The organism is Thalassobaculum litoreum DSM 18839 (assembly GCF_900102465.1).
Classification (GTDB): Bacteria; Pseudomonadota; Alphaproteobacteria; order Thalassobaculales; family Thalassobaculaceae; genus Thalassobaculum; species Thalassobaculum litoreum.
This window is the reverse complement of the sequence record NZ_FNBW01000003.1, coordinates 358833-380298: the sequence shown is the minus strand read 5'-3', so window position 1 is coordinate 380298 and position 21466 is coordinate 358833. Positions and strand designations below refer to the sequence as shown.

The following is a 21466-nucleotide window of genomic DNA, read 5'->3' as shown; positions in this document are numbered from 1 at the left end:
CTCCACGCGCTCCGCCACCGCAGCGGAACCCGCTCCCTAAACCCGTGACCCTCCGGTCCCGGTCCGTCAGAACACCCGCTGGCCGAAAGCCACCACCTGGCGTCCCTCTCGATCGTATACGAAGGTGGAAGACTCCAGAAAAGAGAATGGAATCTTCACCCCGATCCGGTCGGCGATCAGAAAGTTGATCGCCAGATCCGGCGGCGCCACCGTGCCGACCGGCAAGTCGCCCGGCCGCGCGTCCCCTGTCACCACATCCACCGCATAGACCGCGGCCAGCGTCAGCGCGCTCGTCAGGTTCACACCGATGGACAGCAGCGCCGACTCCTCGCCGGCGCGCACGATGTCCGGCAGCATGGAGACCACCGGCAGACGGCCCGCATGGCGGTTGATCTGGGCAATGCGTTCATAGGCCGCGGTCGAGCCGGTGACCAGCAGGATGCTCTTCTGGAAGTCGGGATCCAGCCTTCGGATCCGCTCCAGCGCCTTCGGCAACCCATCTTCGAGCTCCTGCTCGGCCGAACCGCGCTCTGTCACCGTGACGTCGATGATGGTGAGCCCGTGCCTGTCGGCCGCCGCCTTGAGCGGGTTCACCTGAGTCAGGACCGCGCTGTCGTTGTTCTCCGAATAGATCAGCCCGATCGTGTTCAGATCGGGGATCAGCCGCCGCAGATAGGCGACAAGCGTCCCGGTCTCAACGTTGATCGAGGTATAGGCGATGTTGGTGCCGCTACCCGACGGGTCACTCAGATGCCCCGAGGCGATCGGATCCTTCGACGCGCTGGTCACCGCCGGGATCGCGTGGCCACTGTGATGCGCCCGCAGGAACGAGGTGGCCGACGAGCCGGCCGACATGATCAGATCCACCGGCTGGTCATAGGACCAGCGCAGCGCCTCCAGCGCCACGGTCTCGTCGTTGTCGTAGTACCAGATGTCGAACCGGGCCGGCACCTGACGCCGGGCGAAGACCTGCAGGATGGTGTTGACGGCCAGGGTATAGGCCTCGACCGAGCGGCTGGGGATCAGAAGCATCACCCGCTTGGCGCCCTCGGCCCCGTCCCGGGGCACGGCCACGTGGCGGGCGGTATCGCCGGCATCGGTATCGACGCTGTAGCTGTCCAGCGTGGCGTCGTCATAGACGACCCAGTCCAGCACGGGGCGCGCCGCCGCCGCCGTGGGATCGGCGACAAGCCCAAACGCCAGAACGAGGAGCACCCGAATGATCATGGCCACACTCGTACCATCACCGCTGGCTCGCAGCATCACCGCAGGGCGTTTCAAACGGGCACGCCGCCCTCGACCGTCAGACGATGCATGATCCGCGCCTGGTCCGGCGGCGTGAAGGTCGCGGAATGGATGATCGAGGCGTTGTCCCAGGCCACCAGATCACCCTTGCGCCACTTGAAGCGCAGCACCCGGTCGGGCGTCGTCGCCTCCTCGCACAGGCGGCGCAGCAGCGGCACCGCGACTGAATCGTCCAGGCCCTCGATCCCCACCATCATCTCGTCGTTCAGGTACAGCGCCTTACGGCCGGTCACCGGATGGGTGCGGGCGACCGGGTGGCGCTGCTCGGGCACCTTGTTGCTCTTCTCCGCGGTCGGCGACGGCCCGGCCGCGGCCTCCTCGGCGAGGCGTTTGCGCTTCAGCTCCTCGATCTCCGCCTTCTCCTCGGCGGTCAGCTCGCGGTCGCCGGAGAACACGAACTCCTTGCGCTGGTAGCGGTGGATCGCCCGGCGGCCGTCGATCAGCGCCTTGGTCTCCGCGTCGAGCCGGTCATAGGCGTCGTACATGTTGGCGAACAAGGTGTCGCCGCCGCGCGCCGGCACCTCGACCCCGTGCAGCAGGGTCACGCTGCTCGGCTTCTCCACGAAGGTGCTGTCGCTGTGCCAGTGGGTTCCGGCGCCGTCGCGGCCGATCGGCTTGCCGTCCTTGCGCACGTTAGACAGAACGTAGATCTGCGGATGCTCCGGATGGTTATAGGAGCTGATGAAGAACGGCTCGATCGGCCCGAAGATCTCGGCGAAGCGGATGAACCCCTCCGGCGCTATGTCCTGGCCGCGGACGGCGATCACCTGATGGCGGAAGAACAGTTCGCGGACCCGCGCCGCCTGTTCCGGCGTGACGTCCCGCGACAGATCGAGGCCGGTGATCTCCGCGCCCAGGAACGGGGTCAGCGGCACCGCCTCGATCCCGACGCCGTCGGCCGTTTCGGTCCGGATAGCTTCTGCCTGCATCAATGACCTCCCGCCGGGTCAGCCCGGCTTCCCCGATCGCGCAAATCGGAACTGCCTGCGCGCGCAATTGCACCGGCGGACCAAGAGTGATTCACTACGCGCAATTCGTTGCGCCGGACTCACTGCGCCGGTTTCCACGGAGCGTTCTACCACGATCGCGGCTCGGCGGTCGCGGGGGTAAGTGACCGCGAGCCGCCGAAAATCCGTCCGACGACGCCCCGATCAATCAGGGAGCGGCCATGCCGCCTCGAATTTCCACCGATCCGGTCACATGGCTCAGCGCCGAGGATGTCGCGGTCGATTTCACGCTCCCCCCGGGCACGGCGCCCGCCGGGCGACAGGCCCTGGCGACGGCACGGCTGGTGATTTTCGTCGGCCTCACCGGTTCGGGAAAGTCCGCCACCGTGACCGCGCTCGCCGAGACCGGTGCCGTCCGGGCCGTGCTGCCGGACCGCCGCGCCGTCACCGATCGGATCATCCTGCCGGCGATGACCGGAAATCCCGACCGCCCGGTGACCGATCGGATCGAGCGGTTCCGGCTGACCGCGGCGTTCCGCGATGCGCATCCGGGCGGCATGGGCGACGTCCTGGAGCGTCTGACCGTCGACCGGGACGCGGCGGAGGGCTGGCTTGCCGGGGGCTGGCTGGTGTTCGACGGGGTACGCGGCCCGGCGGAGGCGGCGGCGGCGGCACGCCTGCCCAATGCCGTCTTCGCGGTGCTGGAGGCGCCGCCCGAGGTTCGGGTGGCCCGGCTCAGCCTGCGCGGCGATCCGTTCGACCGCGCGTCCCTGGACGGCAACGACATGACGGAGGATCCGGGCGGGGCGGCGGACTACCTGCGGGCGCTTCGCGAGCATGAGGTCGGCACGCTGATGCAGGAGGAGACGATGCTGCGTCTGGCGCGGCTGCTCTCTGACGCCGGCGCCGATCCGGCGGCCGTCGCCTCGGCGGCCGCCATCGTGGTCGAAGAATCCCGGTACTACGACACGGGACCGGCGATCGCGGTGCTGCAGGACCGGGCACCGGGCCGTACCGTGATCGTCGATACCGCCGAGAACCCTGTCGCAGATGTCGTGTCGGCGATCAGCGCGCGGCTCATGGACGCGGGCTGATCGCCGGAGGTCTGTTCCCGGCCGTGGCCGGGATCGCGGGTCTTACTCGCCGGTGTACCAGGCGTCGGCGTAGAGGCCACCGCTGACGGCGCCAAGCAGGCGCATGCTGCCGCGGAACAGCGCGTAACCCTGGGTGTGAATCAACGCGAAGGCATTGCCCTGGCCCAGCGCACCGATGCTCGAGCCGGTCAACGTGCCGTATACCGGCAGGATCAGGCCGTCGGTGACGATGGTCGCGACGACCGCACCGCCGACCACGCCGGCGGTGATGGCGACCGCGCGATAGGCGTCGAAGCTGGACGCCTGGGCGGCTTCCGGCACGATCGGCTGGACGGTCTGGGCCTTGGCGCCGGTGGTCGCGACGACGAAGACAAGCCCGAGGGCTATCACCAGGCCTTGCGCGAGCTTGAACAGTTTTGTCATAGCATTTCTCCCTGTGGGTCCCTTTTACCGGGAAGGCGTGAACGTCTTGTTCGTGTTGCGGCCGGAACGGCCGCCATCGGTGTCACTCGCTGACGAAATACATGCCCATCAGGGCACCGCCGAAGGCCACCGTCGCCGCGGTGACGGTATGCACGGCCATCTCGCCGGCCAGCGGCAGCGAGCCGGTTGCCGCCATCCAGGTTCCGCCGAGGATGTTGGAGGCCGGCAGGCCGATGATCGGCGTCAGAGCCGCTCCGCCCGTGATCACGTTCAGGGCGAGCGCGCCGGCCGCCGCGCCAAGCAGGGCAGCGGATACCGAGCTGATTGTGTGGGCCTCGTCGCGGGCATCGCCCAGCGACTGGACGATGGCCGGCGACGGCACACCCTGATCCAGGGTGGCCGAACCGGCCTGCTGCGCCATCACCGGCGTCGCCATAAGGCAGACCGCCGCAAGCGCCACCACGATCGTCTTGAAGAAATCCAGTCGCACCATACCCCCCATGGCAATCCCGATTGTCCGCCGTCCCCCGGACCCGCCGGGTGGCGGTGTCTACCTCATCCGCCGAGTTCCGCCCGCAGCGCCGACACGTGTTCGGTCTCCGCGGCCGAGCAGTAGTTCGTGATCAGTTCCTTGTCGCCCAGCGTGAGCTGGCCGGGCGTTACCGTCTCGGGTGCCGCAACCTCGGCGTAGAAGCCGCGCTCGTAGCCGTACATCCACCACTCGGCGAACTGTTCCGAGTAGAGCGCGGCGACGAACTGGGCCGCCAGAAAACCAGAGACTGTCGCGACGAAAGTCATGATCCCGTTCCTTCCACCGCGCCCTCAATTCCTGTCGATGATGCGGCAGAGTTCCATATCGGTGCGCGCCAGCGGCGTGCCGGTCATCTCGAACGCCAGCCGCTCCGCTTCGCTGCCCTCGGGATCCGACTCGATGTTCCAGAAGTATCCGGAAACATGTTCGCTGTTCCAGATCGCCAGGTTCTCCGCGGACACCTCGATGAATCCGAGGGCCAGCAGGGTTCCTGCGAACGTCGTCGTCGCCGTGAGCAGAAATTCCATACTACGCTCGCAGGTCTTGAAAAGGCCAGAAGGCGATCCTATCGATCCTGGGCATTTGAGGCAACAGACGGCGATGATTGCAAACCGCTGTCGGGGTCCTATACCGTCGCCGACGGTCGCCCCCTGATGCCAGTTCGGAAGCCCGCCATGGAGCACAGCGCCGTCGTCGAGAAGGCCATCGCGCAGTGTTCCGGCGCGTTCAGCACCCTCACGCTCTACGAGACCTACCTGTCGATCGACCGCAGCCAGTTCATCTGCGACGTCCATGAGCTGGTGTTCCGCTCGCATCCGATCCGCAAGAGCCGGATCGAGCTGGCCGAGATCACCGAACTCGGGCTCAGCGCCTCGATGCTGCTGCCGCCGCTCTTCGTCGTGCGCTTCGCCGGATGCGCGCAACTGACCGGCTCGATCCTGCACGACGCCATCCTCGGCAACGTCCACATGCTCAGCTTTATTGACAACCGCCCGTTCTACGCGCTGTACCATCAGTTGGAGACCATGATCCTGGCACGGCGCCCCCCGGCCGAAAGCGCCGACGTGCTGGACGACCGACGGCCGTTCCGTTCGTTCCCATAGAACAGCGTACAGTCCCCATGACCCTCTACCGTGCCGCGGCCTATCTGTTCTCGCTGCTGATCGTGGCGGCCTTCGCCGCCAGCGGGGTTCTCGCCTTCCACGGCACGCCCTTCGGCCAGAACGAGAACACGGCCGAGTTCGAGCGGCCGGACTGGGCCCGCGAGATCAACAACCACGTCGGCTTCCCGGCCTACCGGCTGCGCGACGACGGCTCGTCGGTCGCCATCGGCCGCGTGGTGATGCTCAGCCCCGAGCGGCTGCGCGTCTCCGTGTTCCCCGACGTGAAGATCGATCCGGTGGGCCAGTCCCGGGTGCTGCTGCTGGAGACCAATGCCCGCTCGCTGCTTGCCCTGGTGCCGGACAAGTCGCGGATGGAGATCGCCAAGGACATGGAACGGGTCGCCCGCTCGATGCGCGACCGGTTCGTGTCCATCGTCCGCGATCCGGCCTTCGACGAAGCCTACCGGGAGCGGCTCCAGGCGATCGTCATCGACGCCTACCGCGAGGTCCGCGCCGATCCCGTCCTCGACACGGCGACCGACCGGGCGATCGAGATCTACCGCCGGGAATACGCACCCGAGCTCAGCAACAGCCTGCTGATCGCGGCGATCCCGCGGCTGCGGGCCGCCGCCCTGGAGATGATGACCCCATCCTGGCAGAACATGCTCGACCTGCTGGTCGAGGGTAAGGTCGACTACTCGCCGCTGGGCGACGCCGCGGCCGACCTGCTGCGCAACGACGAATTCTTCGACGCGATGGTGATTCACGCCCTCAATCTCGGCCGCGACCGGCGGTTCTGGCAGGTCAGCGTGCTCCTGGCCGACGCCTTCATCGATGCGGTCTCCGACGACCCGCGCACCGAGGCGCTGCTGGACGATATCTCCCGCGACCCGGCCTTCCACAACGAACTGCAAGTGCTGGAGCGCGAGGCGGCCGCGGCAACGACGACGATCTTCTCCAGCGTCGTCGGCCGTGGCCCGCAGATGCGGCCCGACGCGCTTGCGGTCCGGATCATCCGCTATATTCTCCTGCGCCGTCCCCATGTGGTCGCCGTCGTCGTGCCGAACGGCGAGCCCCTGCCGTCCGGCATACTGGACCGTTTCACCCCGCTGACGAGAGCCGGATCTTGACCCCTGCCTCCGCCGCCGAGCGCCGCGCCCCGATCCTGTCGGTCGCGTCGCTCTCCATCGCCCAACCGGCCGGGCGCGTGCTGCTGCACGATGTCGACCTCGCCCTCAATGCCGGCGAGATCGTGCTGCTGGCCGGCCCCAGCGGCACCGGCAAATCGACGCTGATCAACATGCTCTCCGGCGCCATCGACCCGCGCGAGGAAGGCTGGCGGGCCTCCGGCGAGATCAGCTACGGCGACCGGATCTACGACCTCGCCACCGACCGGGTGGCGATCGGCGGCGTGGTGTTCCAGAACTTCGCCCTGTTCGACGACCTCTCGGTCGCCGACAATCTGGCCATCGCCCGCGACCACAGCGACGCGATCAGCCCCTCCCTGAGCGAGGCGATCGACCGGCTGATCGAGGATATCGACCGCAAGCAGCCGGTCGCCTCGGCCAGCGGCGGCCAGCGCCAGCGCGTCGCCATCGCCCGCACGCTGCTGGGCAACCATCCGGTCCTGTTCCTGGACGAGCCGAACTCCGGCCTGGACGTGTCGTCCTCGCGGCAGCTCGCCGAGATGCTGCGCGCCCTGGTCGACGAGATCGGCATCCCGGTGGTCATCATCGCCCACCACTTCCGACACCTGGTCGACGTCGCCGACCGGGCGCTTGTGCTGGATTCGAACGCCCACGCCCTGGTCGAAGTGCCCGTGGAGACCGATGCCATCGAGACGGCGCTCTCGGCGATCGAGAACGAGCAGCCCCCGTCGGCCCTCGCGGTAGCCGCGGCCAAATCCGAGGCGGCGCCGCAGGAGCTGGCGGATGGCGGGCCCCTGCCCGACGCCGCCGCCCGGTGGCGGTTCCACTGGGGACTGCGGTATTTCCTGCGCTACGTCTGGGAGCTCTGCTTCTCGCCCTCGGCCCTGCTTTTCGTCGGCCTCGGCTGCACCATCGTCGGCTTCGTGACGACCTGGTTCATCTTCATGTACCTGCCGTTCCGCGACTACCTGCTGCCGATCATCCATTCCGACGCGCTGGCCGGTCTCGCCTTCAGCGAACTGCGGGTGCTGGCGCCGCTGATGGCGGCGGTGCTGATCAGCGTGCGCAACTCGTCGCTGATCACCGCGAGCATCGGCCACAAGGTCTATTCCGATCAGATCAAGGCGATGCGGAACCTGAACGTGCCGCACCGGATCTACATCAACACGATGATCATGGCGGCGTCCGGCGTGGCGGCGATCTTCCTGGCGGCGGCCGCCGTGAGCCTCACCGCCTGGGTGGCGATGATGACCTGGGCCCATATCTTCCCCGACGGCTCCACCTACATGTGGCGCGACCAGTTCTTCCAGCGGCTCTGGCCGCCGGGAGAGCCGTTCCTGATCGGCTGGGACTGGATCCTGGCCAAGACCATCCCGTCGATCGTCGGCGCCTCCGCCATCGCGCTGTATTTCGGATACCGGCCGAAGCACGACGTGCTGGACATCAACAAGGCAATCGCCCAGTCGCTGATCTGGGGCCTGTCCTTCGTGCTGAGCTGGCAGTCGATCCTCACGCTGATCGAGTTCAAGCGGGTCTCGGCGCGGCTGGAAGCGACGTTCTGACGGGATGCCGGGGGAAACAATGGCGAAGCTCTGCTGGATTTTCACGCCCACCCACGCCCTAATGCGGCTCGACGCGGCACGGGATCCGGGGTGATGCAGCAATTCCTCGACTATATCGGCAGCTTTCGCAGTGGCCGGCGCTTCATTGCGCTGGAAGAGGAGCGCGCGCTGCTGCACATGGGCACCACCCGTTTCGGGCTGTCCCTGGACGACGCCATGTCGGCCCTGCTGGTCGGCGCGCGGCAGTCCGACCTGATCCTGGAAAGCGAGGTGGCCGACGAGACGGCCGCCTTCCTGGCCGGCCGGGTGAGGGAGGCCGGGCGCATCGCCCGGTCGGATTTCAAGGCTGCGTCCGACTTCTTCACCGCGCGGGCCGGCAACGTGGTGACACCGAACGAGGCGGCGCGCCGGGTGCGCCAACTGGTCAACCGGTCGGGCTGGACGCCGGCACGCTCGGGCTGGATCTGGCGCGACACGCGTTGGTTCGACGGCATTCCCGACCCGGCACCCAGCACCAGGGCCTGGCTGCCGGCGCCGCCGATGGCCGCCGACGGCCTGTCCGGATCGGCCGCCGACGCCATGCAGGCCTCGACCAGCGGCGACGGGACCGGCGTGTTGCGGGACTGGGCCGCCGCCCTGCAGGCGCGCAACGTCGAGCAGATCATCGCCCTGTACACGCCCGACGCCCTGCTGCTGGCGACGGCGGAGGAGCGGCCGCTGGTCGGCCCGGCACAGATCCGTACCTATTTCGACCGGTTGGCGTCCTATGAGGGGCTGAACGTGCGCTTCCAGCAGGAGCTGCAGCGGCTGACCTCCGACCGGGCGACGCTGGTGAGCGGGCTGTACACCTTCAGCTGGCTGGATCCGGTGACCAGTGCGCCGGTGGTCACCCCGGCACGCTACAGCTTCGCGGTGCGCCAGACCGGCTCGCCCGCGCGGATCAGCATGCACCATTCGTCACGGATTCCCGGAAATTATCCGGGCGCCGACCAGATCTGACCGAAGAATCGAGTCAGGCCGGGCGCTCGGGTCGGGGCCGCGACGGCGTCACCGATCAGACGTTGCGGCCTTCCTCGACGATCTTCACGCCGCCGATCCGAGAGTGGATATGGGCGTAGCACAGCCCGGCGCCCATGATCAGCACCAGGGTGAACTGCATGGCGTTGATCAGGTCGATGCGGCTGTCGATCGTCACCCAATCCTTGTCGATGGCGAACCAGGCACCGGCCGAGGCGGCGATCGTGACCAGCAGCAGGCCGGTACGCTGCAGGGCGACCGCCCCGGTTTCCGTGATGTTGTAGTAGGCGAAGCCCAGCACACCGAAGCAGCAGATCTTCAGGATGATGTCCTGATCCGGGTAGTCGACCACCCAGTGGTAATAGGAATAGCCGCTGGTGTTGTACGTGGCGAACACCACGAAGGCCGGATACAGAAGCCGCGCCAGAACGCCGCCCGGGCCGAGAATAAAGTGTCCGTCCATGCGATCCGATCCACCGCTGGGCCTTCGATGAGAAACGCCATCCTAACGAACGCCAGCCGGATCAGGCAAGCCGGTCCGCAGAGGGATCAGCCGCGGGATCAGCAGAGGCGTCAGCAGGCGGGGGCCACCGCCGCCACCCGGCACAGGGCGGCGTCCATCCGGGCCTGGGCCTCCTGGACCGTGCGGTCGCGCTGCTCGGCGATCACCTCCCGCAGCTCGGCCTCGAAGACGGGCCGGTTCCAGGCGCTGTCGACCCAGTTGATCAGATAGTCCGCCCCCCAGAGTCCGGCTGCGATCGCGCCCGAAAACAGCGAGGCCCCCAGGAAGCCGCCCGTGTCGGCCGCCGTCACGGCGGCGGCGCCGCCGACCATGGGAATGACCACGGGAACGATCACCAGCCGGGTCGCCGCGCTGAGCAGCCGGATCGACAGCGGCCGCACCGCCCGACCGAGCACCAGATCCGCCTGGGCCGGATCGATCGTGCCGTCCAGCACCGCCGTCTTGGCCCCCCGGGTCAGCCGGTCGGGCGCCCCCGGATACCAGTCGACCAGAAACGGCTGGGCGTAAGCCTGCGGCGCGCCCCGGGCCGCGCGTTCCGCCGCCAGCCCCCGGTCGACGCGGGCGAGTTGATCCACCGCCTGCTGCCAGGCTTCGAAAAGCTCATGCTCGGTGGTCTCCGGCCGGATCACCTGCTCCTCGAAGGCCGCGCCCACATAGGCCTCCAGGTCGCCGACGATCGCGTCGGTGTCGACCGGTTCGCCGCGCCAGAGCTGAGCGCCCACCGACTGGGCGCCGACACCGGCCAGCCGCGCGCTGACCGCGAGGCTGGAGAGCCAGCCATACACCCATTCACTGTATTCCGGGACCCGGTCGGCGACATGCCGGTACGGCTCGCCCAGGCGGGCGGCGACGAGCGCTTCGGCCGTGCGGCGCAGTGTCACGGCATCGCGCCGGACCCAGCGTTCCGCCCGCTCGGCCGAGACCTCACGGGCCGCTGACGCCTGGGCGGAAGGCCCGAGAAACAGCGTGCAAGCCAACAGCGCGGCGAGGCCGAGACTGCACACGAAATGACACGGAGTGTGCATTAAAGGCGTCGCAGAAATGCGATACATAAGATCCAACCTATCGGACTGATTTCTGCTATGGTGTGACGATAGATCAAAAGATCGGCGCCCATAAACGGGATGACGGTGGAAGGTCCGTCGGGCATTATGTGCACCGCGAAAGCTCGACGTCACGTATCGGCTATAAAAACGGGGGTACTCGAAATGAAAGCGTTCGCTTTCTTATTGGTTTCAGCCGGAATCCTGATCGGATCGGTCTCGGCGGCGTCGGCGCAGCAGGCGACGACCGCGCCGTCCACCGAAGCGGTCGGCGGTTCGGTCCTCACACCGGAGCAGGTGGAAAATCTCAACGCCATGGTCGAGCGCATGCAATCGAGCATGAACGACATGGTTGAAGCGGCCCGCGAGACCGCGCTGCAGATCGGCACCGGGTCGAAGACCGTGGTTCTGACCACCAACGACCTGGCCGCGATCGCGATCGGCTCGGTCGGCGTGGCACTGGTTGTCGATATGCTGGGCGGCGGTGGCATGGCCACGTTGGCCGGTGCGGTGGTCGGCGGTGTCGGCGCCCACTGGCTGGTCACCCAGCAGGGCCCGCTTCTGGAGAACCCGCTGTAATCGGGGTCCGGCGGGCGCCCCGGCCGATGAGGGCCTGGGCGCCGGGGCATGCGCGGTCGCCGGAACTGAGGCGACGCTCGGGTTTTCCCGTAGCGGCGGCCGTTCCGGAGAGTCGCTGGCGGAATCTTATTCTGATTGCGCCAATGGCCATTACCGTTGATAAAATGCGCCGGATTTCAAGGAATTGCTGAACAGGCAGCGTAGGTCGATGGTGTCAGATCCAGAGTCACGGCGGCGATTTGCCGACATGGTCCGTATCGAGGGGATGAACGGCGGTTTCATCCGGGCCGAGGAGGAACGCCGATTGCTTCAGGACGGCATGACGCGCTTCAACCTGTCCCTCGACGAGGCGAACGGCGCCATGCTGGCGACCGTGAACGATCAGAAGCTGGTGCTTCAGCGGGTAGCCGACGAGGGAACCCGCGAGTTCCTCAACGTCCAGGCGAGCCGGAACCGGCAGCGCAGGCTGTCGCGCCAGGATTTCCGCCAGGCCGTGGAGATGTATCGGGCCAAGTCCCGCCAGCGGGTCTCCGAGGAGGAGGCGAAGCGCCGGGTGAAGTCGCTGATGCTGGAGGAAGGCATTACCGCCAAGCGGCATGGATGGCTCATCCGGTCGCGGCGCTGGTTCAACTCCATACCGGAACAGATCGCGTAGGCACGCCGGGTCTGAGGACAGCCCACGCGCCGAGGATACAAGCCCGAGGATACGAGAATGGCGAACCGACCACGGCTGCCCAACGTGGACCCCGAAGACCTCGCGAAGCTGGCGAACCAGTACCCGGGCAGCCGGACGGCCGACGGCACCGGGTCGAGCGAGACGTCGACCGCGTCGTCCACCGGCAAAGATGCGCCGTCCTCCCAGAAGACTGACCAGAACACCGGATCCTCCCCGTCGCTCTCCGCCTCAGCGTCCGCCCGCAGCGGGACCTCGGGATCGGGCACGTCAGGGTCGGGCCCATCGGGGTCGGGCACGTCCGGCTCCGCCTCCCCGGCCCCGAAGAGGCGCGGAAGCTGGTCGGCCGCCTTCCTGACGTTCCTGTTCGCGCTGATCGCCCTGGCCGCCGCCGTCGCCGCCATCGGTGCGCCGAGCTACCGTGGCGAGATCCATGCGCTGCTGACCGAGTACGGCAAGCCGTATCTGAACGACGACACCATCGACATCCTGTCCGGCTACGACACCCAGCGTCTGGAGGTGACCTATGCCGGTCTCGACCAGCGCATCGCGCGGCTGAACGAGGCGTTGGAGCGGGTCGGCGCGACCCAGGGCGTGTCCGGCGACGACGCCCGCGCGCTGATGTTCCGCGACGACCTCGCCGAGAAGCTCGACGCGCTGTCCGCGCAGGTCGGTACCCTGGCGCAGACGACCGATACCCAGGCGGGGCAGATCGCCGACCTGGACACCGACATGACCGGCGTGACCGACACCCTGCGCGCGGAGCTTGAAGACTCCGCCGCCGAGGTCCGGGGCGCGATCGCCGCCGTTCAGGAGGAGGTCGCCGCCACCCGCGCCGATCTCGGCGTGCTGACCGACCGCATGGCGGCCGCCGAAGGACGTACCGACGACCAGGCCGCCGCGAGCGCCGAGTTGACCGGCCGGCTCGAGGAGATCGAGGGCCGCCTCGGCACCCTGGTCACCGACTTCAACGGGCTGCTCGACCTGAACGACCAGGTCGCCCAGACCGTGGCGACCTTCAAGAACGAGAACATGCCGATCCTGGCGGTCATCCAGCTGCGCGACGCGGTCATCCGGGCGGAGTCCTTCACCCCGGAACTGGCCTTCGCCCAGCGGGTGCTGAACGGGGCGCCCGGCATTCAGGACTCGCTGACCACCCTGGCCGCGAGCGCCCAGGACGGCATCGCCTCGATCCCCCAACTGCGCCGGGACCTGCGGCTGATCTTCAACAACATGGGGACCCTCGTCGCCAAGGTGGAATCCTGGTCGGAGCGGGTCGGCAGTTGGTTCAACATGCTTGTCGGCTCCTCGACCGTGCCGGAAGCGCGCCGCGGCGGCGGTCTGGTGTCGGCGATCGCCACAATGGACGACGCTCTCGACCGCGACGATCTCGAACTGGTCATCCGCGAGGGTGCGGCCCTGCAGTCGGAGCTGCGCTCCGCCGCCCTGGCCGACTGGCTGAACGCCGTGGTCGAGCGGCTGGAGGCAACCAGCGCGGTGCGGCAGCTCGAGACGGTCGTCTATGCCCGCTCGGCGGTGCAGCCGGCCAACCCGGGGGCGAGCAAGGTCCAATAGGGCCGGCCTCGAGCCCCCGGTGGAACCAGCGGAACTATTATCGACCCTCGGTGCCCGGCTCGTCGGAGGGATCGTTCTGGTGGCCCTGCCGCTGGTCGGCTACGTGGTGGCAAACCTGATCTGGCATGTCCGCCCCCTGGTCTTCTTCCACCGCATTCCGCTGCTCTCCAAGCTGGCGATGACCACCGGCCTTCTCCTGGGGATCGGCGTGATCGCCGCCAGCCCCGAGCGCCCCTCCTTCGACATCAACGCGATCGTCGCCGATGGCGGGGCCTGGGACGTGACGTGGCGCCGGTTCCTCACCGACATCGCCAATCCCGGCCTGTACCGCTACGACGCTCTCTGGAGCATGCTGAGCAGCCAGGACCTCTCCGGGTCGTGGATGATCTACGGGGTGGCCGTGAGCGCCGCCCTCTTGGCGTCGGCGATCGCCACGCTGGTCATGCTGCGCGGCGAGGAGTTTCTGATCGGCGTCTTCGCCATGATGTACGAAATACTCCTGATGCAGGCATTGGCCATGTACGTGATCATGCTGCTGGCCTACACGCTGTGCACCTTCAACTTTTGGACCGCGCTGCTCGCCCTGATGATCCTGCAGTATTACCGTTATGTGCAACGGCCGGCGGGACATTGATGTTCGGCATCTTTCGACCTGCCAGGGCCGCTGCGGCCGATACATTTCAAATCCACTGTAGTATGCTTTGCCCAAAGGCTGGCTCACGCAAGACGGGGACATGACCGTGACCGACGAGGACACCGGCAGCACTGCCAAGACGACGAAGCGCAAGACCGCATCGACCGGGACACGGACGCCGTCGAAACCACGCGGCAAATCGACCGCCACCCGTTCCACGGCCGCCAAGGCGCCGGGCGCGAAGGCCGCAGCCTCGGCCACCAGTGCGGCAGCGACCAAGGCTGAACCGGCGAGCAAACCGGCAGCCGCTCCGGCTACACCGGCGGCATCGCCGACTGCTGCGGCTCCGGCGGCGGCCCCCCCGGCAGCAGCCGCCCCGGCAACAACGGCGGCCGCCTCGTCGACCGCAGCTTCGTCGACCACATCCTCTTCAACCACCGGCGCCACGCCGTCCGGCGGATCGGGGTCCGGCTCCGGTGGTTCGGGGTCGGGCGGATCGGGATCCGGGGGCGGATATACCCGTGTGCCGGCGCCGCAGCCGAGCGCGTCCGGCGGTTCCGGGCTGGTCAGCCTGCCGATCATTCTCAGCATCGCCGCCATCGTCATCGCCATCCTGATCCCCGTGCTCAACGACCGGTCGGCGGAACCGGCGGTGACCGCTGAAGACCTCAATGCCATCAAGGTGCAGCAAACCGATCTGCTGACCGCCGTGGCCGGTCTGGAGGCGAACATCCAGGCGCTCGGCGTCGAGCAGGATGCCATGCAGGCATCGATCGCGGCGGTGAAGGTGCCGTCGATCATGATCGCGGCCACCGACCTGAACGACGCGATCGGGTCGGGCGATCCGTTTGAGGAGGAGCTCGCCCTGTTCCGCGCGATCGTCGGCGAGAACGACGCGGTGGCCTCGGTGTATGCGCTGGAGCCGCTCGCCCCGGCCGGCGTCCCGACGACCCGCGAGCTGCAGGCCGGCTTCGGGGACATTTCCCATGCCGTGATCGCGTCCTATCAGACCGTCGAGTCCGAGGGCGACCTGGCCAAGCGGGTGTCGGAGACCATGGCCAACCTGACCGCGGCCACCACCCGCCTGCGCTGGCGTCTCGACGGCGCCACCCCGCCGGAGGGAACCTCGCCGCTCGCCATCATGGCGCGGGCGGAGGACGCGGCCGAGGACGGCGATTTCGACGCGGTCATCCTGGAGCTGCAGACCCTGCCGGAGACCCTGAAGGCGATGACCGCGGACTGGATCGAGCAGGTCGAGACCCAGCAGAAGGCGCAGACGGCGACCGAAGATCTGGAGCTGTTCATGATTGAGACGGTGGCCAGCACCCGGAAGTAACCGGCGCTCGGAAGTAAGAGGGCCGCCGCAGACCGTCGCGGACACAGATTAGGGGATCGGCACTGCCGGTCCCCTTTCGCTTTATTCGGCGAACAGGACCGGTTCGATCTCGCGGGCGAGGTTGCGGATCTCCAGCGTCGCCCGGTTCTTCGGGGCGAGGCTCAGCGGCGAGGCGCCGTGATAGGACGCCTCCTGGAAAATCACCCGGTCGCCGATCCGCGCCTTCAGCGGGTTCAGGCCGAGTTGCTCCAGGTTGCGCTCGGTGTGCCGCACCACCGTGGTCATCCGCTTGACCCGGTTCAGCACCGAATGGAACGGAATCTCGCGTCGGGTCAGCTTGCTGGCGGAGCTGATCACCTGCTTCATCTTCGCCGCCTCGAACAGGCTGGCCTCGTCCGGCATCACCGGGATCAGCACCATGTCGGCGACGCCGACCGCATAGACCATCGCCTGGTTGCCGAACCCGGCGGTATCGACGACCACCACATCGGCCTTCTCCGCCAGGGCGTAGACCGACTCGATGATCTCGTGCTCGTTGGCGTTGGCATCCACGGAGATGCCCTTGAAGCCCGACGCGCTCTTGCGCGCCCATCGGGCCATGGCTTCGTTCGGATCGGTGTCCAGAATGGCCACCGCCTTGCCCTGGTCACGCCAGTAAGACGCCAGCGCGGCCCCGATGGTTGTCTTTCCGGTTCCACCCTTACTGGTGGCGACAACGAGAATACTGGCCATGGCGGACAACATCTTGTGCAGTGATGGCGCAATGATGAACCACGGCACCGACAAGCGATACCATGATGTTGCCCGGCGGCCCGTTTTCCGCTTTAGTTCGCTGGTTTCCTGACGGGCGGTTTCTCGAATGATCCTTTCCAAGAGCACTTCCAGCCGCAGAATCCTGCGGACCGGCGCCTCCGTGGTGATCCTCGCGGCGGCACTGGCCGTCGCGCAGCCGTCGGCCGCCCGCGCAGGGGTCGTCGGCTCCGCGCTGGAGGCCGTCGCGGGCTGGGTTTCGGGAATCGAGACGGCGATCTCAGACTGGTTCGACAGCACCCTCGGCGCGATCGAGATTCCCGATCGTGGGGAGAGTGCAGCGCGCGCCGTCGCCGGGATGGCCTACGACGACCCGGCGGGTCTCGCCGCCATCGCCGATCGGGCCGGCTTCCGGCTGACATCGATCAGCTTCACCAAGGACGGCAAGCAGGTCGACGGCATCACCTTCGCCTATGAGCGGAAGATCGAGAAGGAAGGCCGGCTGGCCCTGTGGCGCGACGTGCTGGAGGTCGAGGACACGCCGTTCCGACCGGAGATGGAGCTGGTGCGCCTGCTGCTGAACGCCTCCGACATGCAGGAGAACCGGCCGCCGGTAGGGTTGAGCATGACCGAGGTGACGATCTCCGTGGACGACGATGACCTCGACGCGTCCTGGACCTTCGTCCCGGCCGCCGCGCAATAAGCGCCTGCGTCGGTTACCTCCGGCCTCGAATACCCCCTACCCCGTGCCCGCCTATCGCATGACGTTCAGGAAGGCCGTCGGACTGATCGACGCGTCGCCGATGAACGGATAACTGAGCTGCAGCACCATCAGCAGGTGCAGCATGAGGAAGGACGTGAGCAGCGCCGACATCACCGTCTGCGACACCACGTTCACCGTCCCGAAGAACCAGGGAAACACGATCGCCATCAGGGTGCCGCTGACCAGCACCGCCCAAACCAGGGCGATCAGCGACCGCGACACCGTGGTCAGACGGAGTGCGCGGTACTCGTTGATCTGATTCACCCATTCGATGGTGTTCTGCTGCAGCGAGGCCTGCGCCTCGGTCATCGGCTCGACCCGCATGAAGACGTCGTTCATATCCGCGAGGCGGTTGGAGACGTCCGGATCGGCGAGGCCGTAGCTCATCACTCGCCACTCCTTTTCCACCACCGCCCGGGCATATTCCTGGACCGCCCGCCGCATGGCCGCGCGGTCCGCCTCCTGCCCAGGCTGGTCATAGGTGTCGGCCGCCCAGGACAGGGACGACAGCGTCGCCGCCTCCCGCTGGGTATTGGTCTGGGCGGTGGTGAAATGATCGAAGGCGCCGATCATCGCCAGGCCCAGAGTCACCGCGTAGACCTCGCCGAGGAAGCCGAACTTGGCCCCCCCGATGAAGTTGTTCGGTTCGAGCTCGAACGGAGTGAACACCGAGTTCACCAGCCAGGAGCCGACGATCGACAGCAGGATGCCGATTGCGACCGCGAAGGGTATCGCGGTGCTCAGCGGAACGCCGGCCAGTTGCAGACCGATATCGTATGTCATCGCCGTCGTTCCCCCTGGCCGCCCCCGGTCATCCCGGCACGCCCGACCTCACGCCCGCTCAGTGGTGCTCATGCTCGAGCTCGCCCTTGCCAGCGTGGACCTTACCGTCCTTGGTCTTGATCCGGATGACAGCATCTACCTCATCCGGAAGGTGGTCGTCGAGCTTGCCGACAAGCGCACCGTTCTCCATGATCAGGGCGATCTTGGTCGGCTTGCCGCCGATCAGCAGCACCAGGTCGCCGCCCGTCGCCTCCTCGGTGAGGTCCTTGCCGCCATGTTCGATCAGCCGGACGATCAGCGCCTCTTCCTGCACCACGATCTCGGCATCATAAGGGCCGACGGCGAAGATCTGCCCGCCGTTCGGGCCCTTTTCGTGTTCGCCGTGGGAATGCTGGGCCAGGGCCGGTGCCGACAGGGTAACGGCCGACAGGGCCAGGCCGCCCGCCATCAGGGCCACGGTGAGAAGATCGCGAACGATGCGCATCTGCTTGTTCCTTTCCATTCGATTGACGTTTCGTCTCTTCTCCGGGGGCCTCAATACGCTTCCTTGAGCCCGCCGCCTTCCAGTCTCTGAGCCTGCAGATACTCGAGCGATTTTTCGCCGAACAGCTTGAACAGGACCGGGGTGAGCAGGGTGTCCAGCACCAGGGCGCTGATCAGGCCGCTGAAGATGACCACCGCGATCGGGTGCAGGATCTCGCGTCCCGGGATCTCCGAGCCGAAGAGCAGCGGGACCAGGCCGAGCCCGGCCGACAGACTGGTCATCAGCACCGGCGCTAGCCGTTCCTCGCTGCCGCGCACGATCATGTCGTCGCCGAAGCGCTCGCCCTCGCTCAGCACCAGGTTGATGTAGTGGCTGATCTTCAGAATGCTGTTGCGCGCGGTGATGCCGGCCAGGGTCACGAAACCGAACATGGCGGCGATGGACAGGGGCAGGTTGAACACCCAGAGCCCGGCGATGCCGCCGATCGCCGCCATCGGGATGATGGTCATGATGATCAGGCAGAGGCTGGTCCGGCGGTAGCGGGTGTAGAGCACCACGAAGATCATCGCCAGAGAGGCGAGCGACAGCAGCAGGATCGATTTCGAGGCGTGTTCCTCGGCCCGGAAGGTGCCGTCCAGGTTCACGAAATAGCCCGTGGGCAGTTCGGCCACGCTCACCTGATCGTTGATGGCGTCGACCACCTGGCTCATGTCGCCGGCATCCGCGTTGGCGCGCACCACGATCCGGCGGCGCATGTTCTCGCGGTCGATGTTGTCGGGACCGTCGGTCTCGATGATGTCGGCGAAGGTGGACAGGGGTACATGGCCGCGCGGGGTATCGATCAGCAGCGCCGACAGGCCCTCGGAATCGCGGTCCGCGTCCTTCATACGGATCACCAGATCGAAGCGGCGCTCGCCCTCGAACACCTCCGAGGGGGTGAAGCCGAGGGCCATGTGCTGCAGGGTCTCCAGCACCTGGGACGGGGCGATGCCGTAGGCGGCCGCCCGCTCGTGGTCCACCGCGATCGAGATCTCCGGCAGGCGCGACTGGGTGGAGACCGCCACGTCGCCGATGCCGGGAATGGTCCGCATGTCCTTGGCGAAGCCCTCCGCCAGATTGCGCAGCACGTCCAGATCGTCGCCGAAGATCTTTAGCGCGATCTTGGCCCGCACCCCGGAGATCATGTTGTCGATCCGGTGCGAGATCGGCTGGTCCATGAACACCCGGACCGGGAACGGCGCGAGCTTCCGGCGGATGTCGGCCGACACCTCCTCGCCGGGTCGGCTGCCGACCGCGAGGCGCACGTTGAACTCGCTCACGTTGACGTTCTCGGCATGCTCGTCGAGCTCGCCCCGACCGGTGCGCCGGCCGACCGCAAGCACATCGGGGACCTGCAGCAGCAGGTGCTCGATCACGCCGCCGATCCGGTTGGAGGCCTCCAGCGAGGTGCCGGACGGCGCCTGCACCAGCACGACCAGCGAGCCCTCGTTCGCCGTCGGCATGAAGATGCGCGGCAGGGCCAGCGCCGACAGGCCGCTCAGCAGTGCCACGGCGGCGACGCCGGCCACCAGGGTCCAGCAGCGGGCCAGCGCCCAGCGCACGATCGACCGGTTCCACTGCTTCAGCTTCGACAGCACCGCGCCGTCGCCGGCCTGCATGAGCTTCGAATTCGGCAGCAGGTAGTAGCAGAGCACCGGGGTGATCGTGGTCGCCGTCAGCAGGCTCGCCAGGATGGCGATGATGTAGGCGGTGGCGAAGGGCGTGAACATCCGCCCCTCGATCCCGGACAGGGCGTAGAGCGGCACCAGCACGACGATGATGATGATGGTGGCGATCAGGATGCCGGAGCGCACCTCGATGGAGGCGTTGGCGATGACTTCGAGCGCCGGCCGCGGCGTCGGCAGGGCCGCGTTCTGCCGCAATCGCCTGAACACGTTCTCCACGCCGACCACCGCGTCGTCGACCAGCTCGCCAATGGCGATGGCGAGACCGCCCAGCGTCATGGTGTTGATCGACAGGCCGAAGGCGTGCAGCACCAGAATGGCCGACAGGGCCGAGATCGGAATGGCGGTCAGCGAGATGATCGTGGTGCGGGCATTGACCAGGAACACCGCCAACACGATCGCGACGACGATCGACGCCTCGATCAGCACGCGCTTCACGTTGTCGATCGAGATCTCGATGAAATCCGCCTGGTTGTAGAGCGGCGAATGCACCTGGACATCGGCCGGGAAGCCGGCGCTCAGCCCGTCGAGAGCGGTCTTCACCCGGTCCACCAGGTCGAGCGTGTCGATGCCCGGCTGCTTCATGACGGAGGTGATGACCGCGGCCGAGCCGCCGTATCCGGCGTCGCCGCGCTTCGGTCGGGCGACGAAATCGACATCGGCGACCTGCTCGAGCGGAATCGAGATGCCGTCCCGCTCGGCGACGCGGACCCGCCTCAGATCCTCCAGCTTGCTGCCGGAGCCCAGGTTGCGGATCACGTATTCGCGGTCGGACTGCTCGACGAAACCGCCGCCGGTATTGGTGCCGAAGCTGCGCATCGCGTCCGACAACTCGTCGATGGTCACGTTCACCGCCATCATCCGGGCCGGATCGGGCGTAACGCGGAACTGCCGGACCTCGCCGCCGATCGGGATCACCTGGGCCACCCCCGGCTCCGCCATCAGGCGCGGGCGGACCACCCAGTCCACCATCTCCCGCAGCTCCATGGCGGAGGTCTCGCCGTCGCTGGTGAAGGCCAGCAGCATGATCTCGCCCATGACCGAGGACATCGGCGTCATGAACGGCACCACGCCATGCGGCAGCGTTTCGGAGATCTGCTCCAGGCGCTCGACCACGAACTGGCGGTCGACCAGCACGTCGGTGTCCCAGCCGAACTCGAGATAGACCATGGAGATGCTGCGCCCGGAGACGCTGCGCACCCGTGCCAGCCCCGGCAGGCCGGCCATGCCGCTCTCGATCGGGTAGGTGACCAGCGCCTCCACCTCCTCGGCCGACAGGCCGGGGACCTCGGAGATGATGGTGACCATCGGGCGCGTCAGGTCGGGATAGACGTCGACCGGCATACGGCTCAGCGACAGCAGGCCGTAGCCGACCATCGCGAGTGCGATCACCAGGACGAAAAGCCGGTTCCGTAGGCTTTGCTGGACGAGTTGAGCGAACATGGAGCCGGCTCTCTACAGTCAGGTA

Annotated in this window: 23 protein-coding genes; 11 read left to right on the top strand and 12 right to left on the bottom strand. The window is 67.3% G+C overall.

Annotated features, from left to right (window positions below; all coding sequences use genetic code 11):
• Positions 1-66 precede the first annotated feature (66 nt).
• Positions 67-1227, bottom strand: coding sequence for an ABC transporter substrate binding protein (locus tag BLS34_RS06990; protein ID WP_175474137.1), 1161 nt, complete (start codon positions 1225-1227; stop codon positions 67-69).
• Between the two features lie 50 nt (positions 1228-1277).
• The gene (locus BLS34_RS06985) at positions 1278-2234 is read right to left on the bottom strand and encodes a TauD/TfdA dioxygenase family protein (protein ID WP_051244979.1); all 957 of its coding nucleotides are present in this window, start codon (positions 2232-2234) and stop codon (positions 1278-1280) included.
• Positions 2235-2473: 239 nt separating this feature from the next.
• On the opposite strand from BLS34_RS06985, the gene BLS34_RS06980 reads away from it, so the two are divergent.
• On the top strand, positions 2474-3346 hold the full coding sequence (locus tag BLS34_RS06980) for a DEAD/DEAH box helicase family protein (RefSeq protein ID WP_093149146.1): 873 nt from the start codon (positions 2474-2476) through the stop codon (positions 3344-3346).
• Positions 3347-3388: 42 nt separating this feature from the next.
• On the opposite strand, the gene BLS34_RS06975 is transcribed toward BLS34_RS06980, so the two are convergent.
• The 4 genes from BLS34_RS06975 to BLS34_RS06960 form a co-directional block, all read right to left on the bottom strand.
• Positions 3389-3769 (bottom strand): hypothetical protein, encoded by a 381-nt coding sequence (locus BLS34_RS06975; protein WP_028795402.1) that lies wholly within the window; start codon positions 3767-3769, stop codon positions 3389-3391.
• Between the two features lie 82 nt (positions 3770-3851).
• A complete protein-coding gene (locus tag BLS34_RS06970) occupies positions 3852-4262 on the bottom strand; it encodes a hypothetical protein (RefSeq protein ID WP_028795403.1) in 411 nt (136 codons plus the stop codon).
• A gap of 62 nt (positions 4263-4324) precedes the next feature.
• Positions 4325-4567 (bottom strand): hypothetical protein, encoded by a 243-nt coding sequence (locus tag BLS34_RS06965; protein WP_028795404.1) that lies wholly within the window; start codon positions 4565-4567, stop codon positions 4325-4327.
• A 24-nt stretch (positions 4568-4591) separates the two neighbouring features.
• Positions 4592-4828: a hypothetical protein gene (locus BLS34_RS06960; RefSeq protein WP_093149143.1), complete on the bottom strand. Its 237-nt coding sequence runs from the start codon at positions 4826-4828 to the stop codon at positions 4592-4594.
• 147 nt (positions 4829-4975) lie between these two features.
• Between BLS34_RS06960 and BLS34_RS06955 the strand changes: the two genes are divergently transcribed.
• The 4 genes from BLS34_RS06955 (at position 4976) to BLS34_RS06940 (ending at position 9113) form a co-directional block, all read left to right on the top strand.
• Entirely contained in the window at positions 4976-5404 is a 429-nt protein-coding gene (locus tag BLS34_RS06955) for a hypothetical protein (protein ID WP_028795406.1), read from the top strand.
• Positions 5405-5421: 17 nt separating this feature from the next.
• Positions 5422-6534: a hypothetical protein gene (locus BLS34_RS06950; RefSeq protein WP_028795407.1), complete on the top strand. Its 1113-nt coding sequence runs from the start codon at positions 5422-5424 to the stop codon at positions 6532-6534.
• On the top strand, positions 6531-8114 hold the full coding sequence (locus BLS34_RS06945; protein WP_093149142.1) for an ATP-binding cassette domain-containing protein: 1584 nt from the start codon (positions 6531-6533) through the stop codon (positions 8112-8114). The genes BLS34_RS06950 and BLS34_RS06945 overlap by 4 nt, the downstream gene beginning before the upstream one ends.
• A 93-nt stretch (positions 8115-8207) precedes the next feature.
• Complete coding sequence (locus BLS34_RS06940) at positions 8208-9113, top strand: nuclear transport factor 2 family protein (RefSeq protein WP_028795409.1); 906 nt, start codon at positions 8208-8210, stop codon at positions 9111-9113.
• 55 nt (positions 9114-9168) lie between these two features.
• Here BLS34_RS06940 and BLS34_RS06935 read toward each other — a convergent pair whose 3' ends face one another.
• Together BLS34_RS06935 and BLS34_RS06930 are read right to left on the bottom strand one after the other, a co-directional pair.
• The gene (locus BLS34_RS06935; protein WP_028795410.1) at positions 9169-9594 is read right to left on the bottom strand and encodes a DUF6524 family protein; all 426 of its coding nucleotides are present in this window, start codon (positions 9592-9594) and stop codon (positions 9169-9171) included.
• A 110-nt stretch (positions 9595-9704) separates the two neighbouring features.
• On the bottom strand, positions 9705-10679 hold the full coding sequence (locus tag BLS34_RS06930; RefSeq protein WP_139189132.1) for a hypothetical protein: 975 nt from the start codon (positions 10677-10679) through the stop codon (positions 9705-9707).
• Positions 10680-10862: 183 nt separating this feature from the next.
• Here BLS34_RS06930 and BLS34_RS06925 point away from each other — a divergent pair, with 183 nt between their 5' ends.
• The 5 genes from BLS34_RS06925 to BLS34_RS06905 all read left to right on the top strand — a co-directional run bounded on the left by BLS34_RS06925 (position 10863) and on the right by BLS34_RS06905 (position 15494).
• A complete protein-coding gene (locus tag BLS34_RS06925; RefSeq protein ID WP_139189130.1) occupies positions 10863-11276 on the top strand; it encodes a hypothetical protein in 414 nt (137 codons plus the stop codon).
• 247 nt (positions 11277-11523) lie between these two features.
• The gene (locus BLS34_RS06920) at positions 11524-11931 is read left to right on the top strand and encodes a hypothetical protein (protein WP_028795413.1); all 408 of its coding nucleotides are present in this window, start codon (positions 11524-11526) and stop codon (positions 11929-11931) included.
• Between the two features lie 57 nt (positions 11932-11988).
• The gene (locus BLS34_RS06915; RefSeq protein WP_038015161.1) at positions 11989-13524 is read left to right on the top strand and encodes a hypothetical protein; all 1536 of its coding nucleotides are present in this window, start codon (positions 11989-11991) and stop codon (positions 13522-13524) included.
• A 19-nt stretch (positions 13525-13543) separates the two neighbouring features.
• The gene (locus BLS34_RS06910) at positions 13544-14158 is read left to right on the top strand and encodes a hypothetical protein (protein WP_139189128.1); all 615 of its coding nucleotides are present in this window, start codon (positions 13544-13546) and stop codon (positions 14156-14158) included.
• 523 nt (positions 14159-14681) lie between these two features.
• Positions 14682-15494 carry a COG4223 family protein gene (locus tag BLS34_RS06905; protein ID WP_093149138.1) on the top strand — a complete coding sequence of 271 codons (813 nt, stop codon included), beginning with the start codon at positions 14682-14684 and terminating at the stop codon, positions 15492-15494.
• Between the two features lie 81 nt (positions 15495-15575).
• Here the strand turns inward: BLS34_RS06905 and BLS34_RS06900 are convergent, their stop codons facing one another.
• Positions 15576-16226, bottom strand: coding sequence for a nucleotide-binding protein (locus tag BLS34_RS06900; RefSeq protein ID WP_028795416.1), 651 nt, complete (start codon positions 16224-16226; stop codon positions 15576-15578).
• A gap of 127 nt (positions 16227-16353) precedes the next feature.
• Here BLS34_RS06900 and BLS34_RS06895 point away from each other — a divergent pair, with 127 nt between their 5' ends.
• On the top strand, positions 16354-16947 hold the full coding sequence (locus tag BLS34_RS06895) for a hypothetical protein (protein WP_093149136.1): 594 nt from the start codon (positions 16354-16356) through the stop codon (positions 16945-16947).
• Between the two features lie 51 nt (positions 16948-16998).
• On the opposite strand, the gene BLS34_RS06890 is transcribed toward BLS34_RS06895, so the two are convergent.
• The 3 genes from BLS34_RS06890 to BLS34_RS06880 are packed head-to-tail and all read right to left on the bottom strand — an operon-like array spanning position 16999 to position 21441.
• Positions 16999-17790 carry a bestrophin-like domain gene (locus tag BLS34_RS06890; RefSeq protein WP_028795418.1) on the bottom strand — a complete coding sequence of 264 codons (792 nt, stop codon included), beginning with the start codon at positions 17788-17790 and terminating at the stop codon, positions 16999-17001.
• Positions 17791-17848: 58 nt separating this feature from the next.
• On the bottom strand, positions 17849-18274 hold the full coding sequence (locus BLS34_RS06885; protein ID WP_139189126.1) for a hypothetical protein: 426 nt from the start codon (positions 18272-18274) through the stop codon (positions 17849-17851).
• 50 nt (positions 18275-18324) lie between these two features.
• Positions 18325-21441 (bottom strand): efflux RND transporter permease subunit, encoded by a 3117-nt coding sequence (locus BLS34_RS06880; RefSeq protein WP_093149132.1) that lies wholly within the window; start codon positions 21439-21441, stop codon positions 18325-18327.
• Positions 21442-21466: the final 25 nt, after the last annotated feature.

Bases quoted from the DNA above. Each gene is read 5' to 3' on its own strand.
- BLS34_RS06890 (WP_028795418.1), bottom strand. From the start codon at position 17,790: ATGACATACGATATCGGTCTGCAACTGGCCGGCGTTCCGCTGAGCACC.
- BLS34_RS06880 (WP_093149132.1), bottom strand. From the start codon at position 21,441: ATGTTCGCTCAACTCGTCCAGCAAAGCCTACGGAACCGGCTTTTCGTC.
- BLS34_RS06930 (WP_139189132.1), bottom strand. From the start codon at position 10,679: ATGCACACTCCGTGTCATTTCGTGTGCAGTCTCGGCCTCGCCGCGCTG.
- BLS34_RS06965 (WP_028795404.1), bottom strand. From the start codon at position 4,567: ATGACTTTCGTCGCGACAGTCTCTGGTTTTCTGGCGGCCCAGTTCGTC.
- BLS34_RS06935 (WP_028795410.1), bottom strand. From the start codon at position 9,594: ATGGACGGACACTTTATTCTCGGCCCGGGCGGCGTTCTGGCGCGGCTT.
- BLS34_RS06950 (WP_028795407.1), top strand. From the start codon at position 5,422: ATGACCCTCTACCGTGCCGCGGCCTATCTGTTCTCGCTGCTGATCGTG.
- BLS34_RS06920 (WP_028795413.1), top strand. From the start codon at position 11,524: ATGGTCCGTATCGAGGGGATGAACGGCGGTTTCATCCGGGCCGAGGAG.
- BLS34_RS06985 (WP_051244979.1), bottom strand. From the start codon at position 2,234: ATGCAGGCAGAAGCTATCCGGACCGAAACGGCCGACGGCGTCGGGATC.
- BLS34_RS06980 (WP_093149146.1), top strand. From the start codon at position 2,474: ATGCCGCCTCGAATTTCCACCGATCCGGTCACATGGCTCAGCGCCGAG.
- BLS34_RS06955 (WP_028795406.1), top strand. From the start codon at position 4,976: ATGGAGCACAGCGCCGTCGTCGAGAAGGCCATCGCGCAGTGTTCCGGC.
- BLS34_RS06925 (WP_139189130.1), top strand. From the start codon at position 10,863: ATGAAAGCGTTCGCTTTCTTATTGGTTTCAGCCGGAATCCTGATCGGA.
- BLS34_RS06970 (WP_028795403.1), bottom strand. From the start codon at position 4,262: ATGGTGCGACTGGATTTCTTCAAGACGATCGTGGTGGCGCTTGCGGCG.
- BLS34_RS06990 (WP_175474137.1), bottom strand. From the start codon at position 1,227: ATGATCATTCGGGTGCTCCTCGTTCTGGCGTTTGGGCTTGTCGCCGAT.
- BLS34_RS06975 (WP_028795402.1), bottom strand. From the start codon at position 3,769: ATGACAAAACTGTTCAAGCTCGCGCAAGGCCTGGTGATAGCCCTCGGG.
- BLS34_RS06940 (WP_028795409.1), top strand. From the start codon at position 8,208: ATGCAGCAATTCCTCGACTATATCGGCAGCTTTCGCAGTGGCCGGCGC.
- BLS34_RS06960 (WP_093149143.1), bottom strand. From the start codon at position 4,828: ATGGAATTTCTGCTCACGGCGACGACGACGTTCGCAGGAACCCTGCTG.
- BLS34_RS06900 (WP_028795416.1), bottom strand. From the start codon at position 16,226: ATGGCCAGTATTCTCGTTGTCGCCACCAGTAAGGGTGGAACCGGAAAG.
- BLS34_RS06915 (WP_038015161.1), top strand. From the start codon at position 11,989: ATGGCGAACCGACCACGGCTGCCCAACGTGGACCCCGAAGACCTCGCG.
- BLS34_RS06895 (WP_093149136.1), top strand. From the start codon at position 16,354: ATGATCCTTTCCAAGAGCACTTCCAGCCGCAGAATCCTGCGGACCGGC.
- BLS34_RS06885 (WP_139189126.1), bottom strand. From the start codon at position 18,274: ATGCGCATCGTTCGCGATCTTCTCACCGTGGCCCTGATGGCGGGCGGC.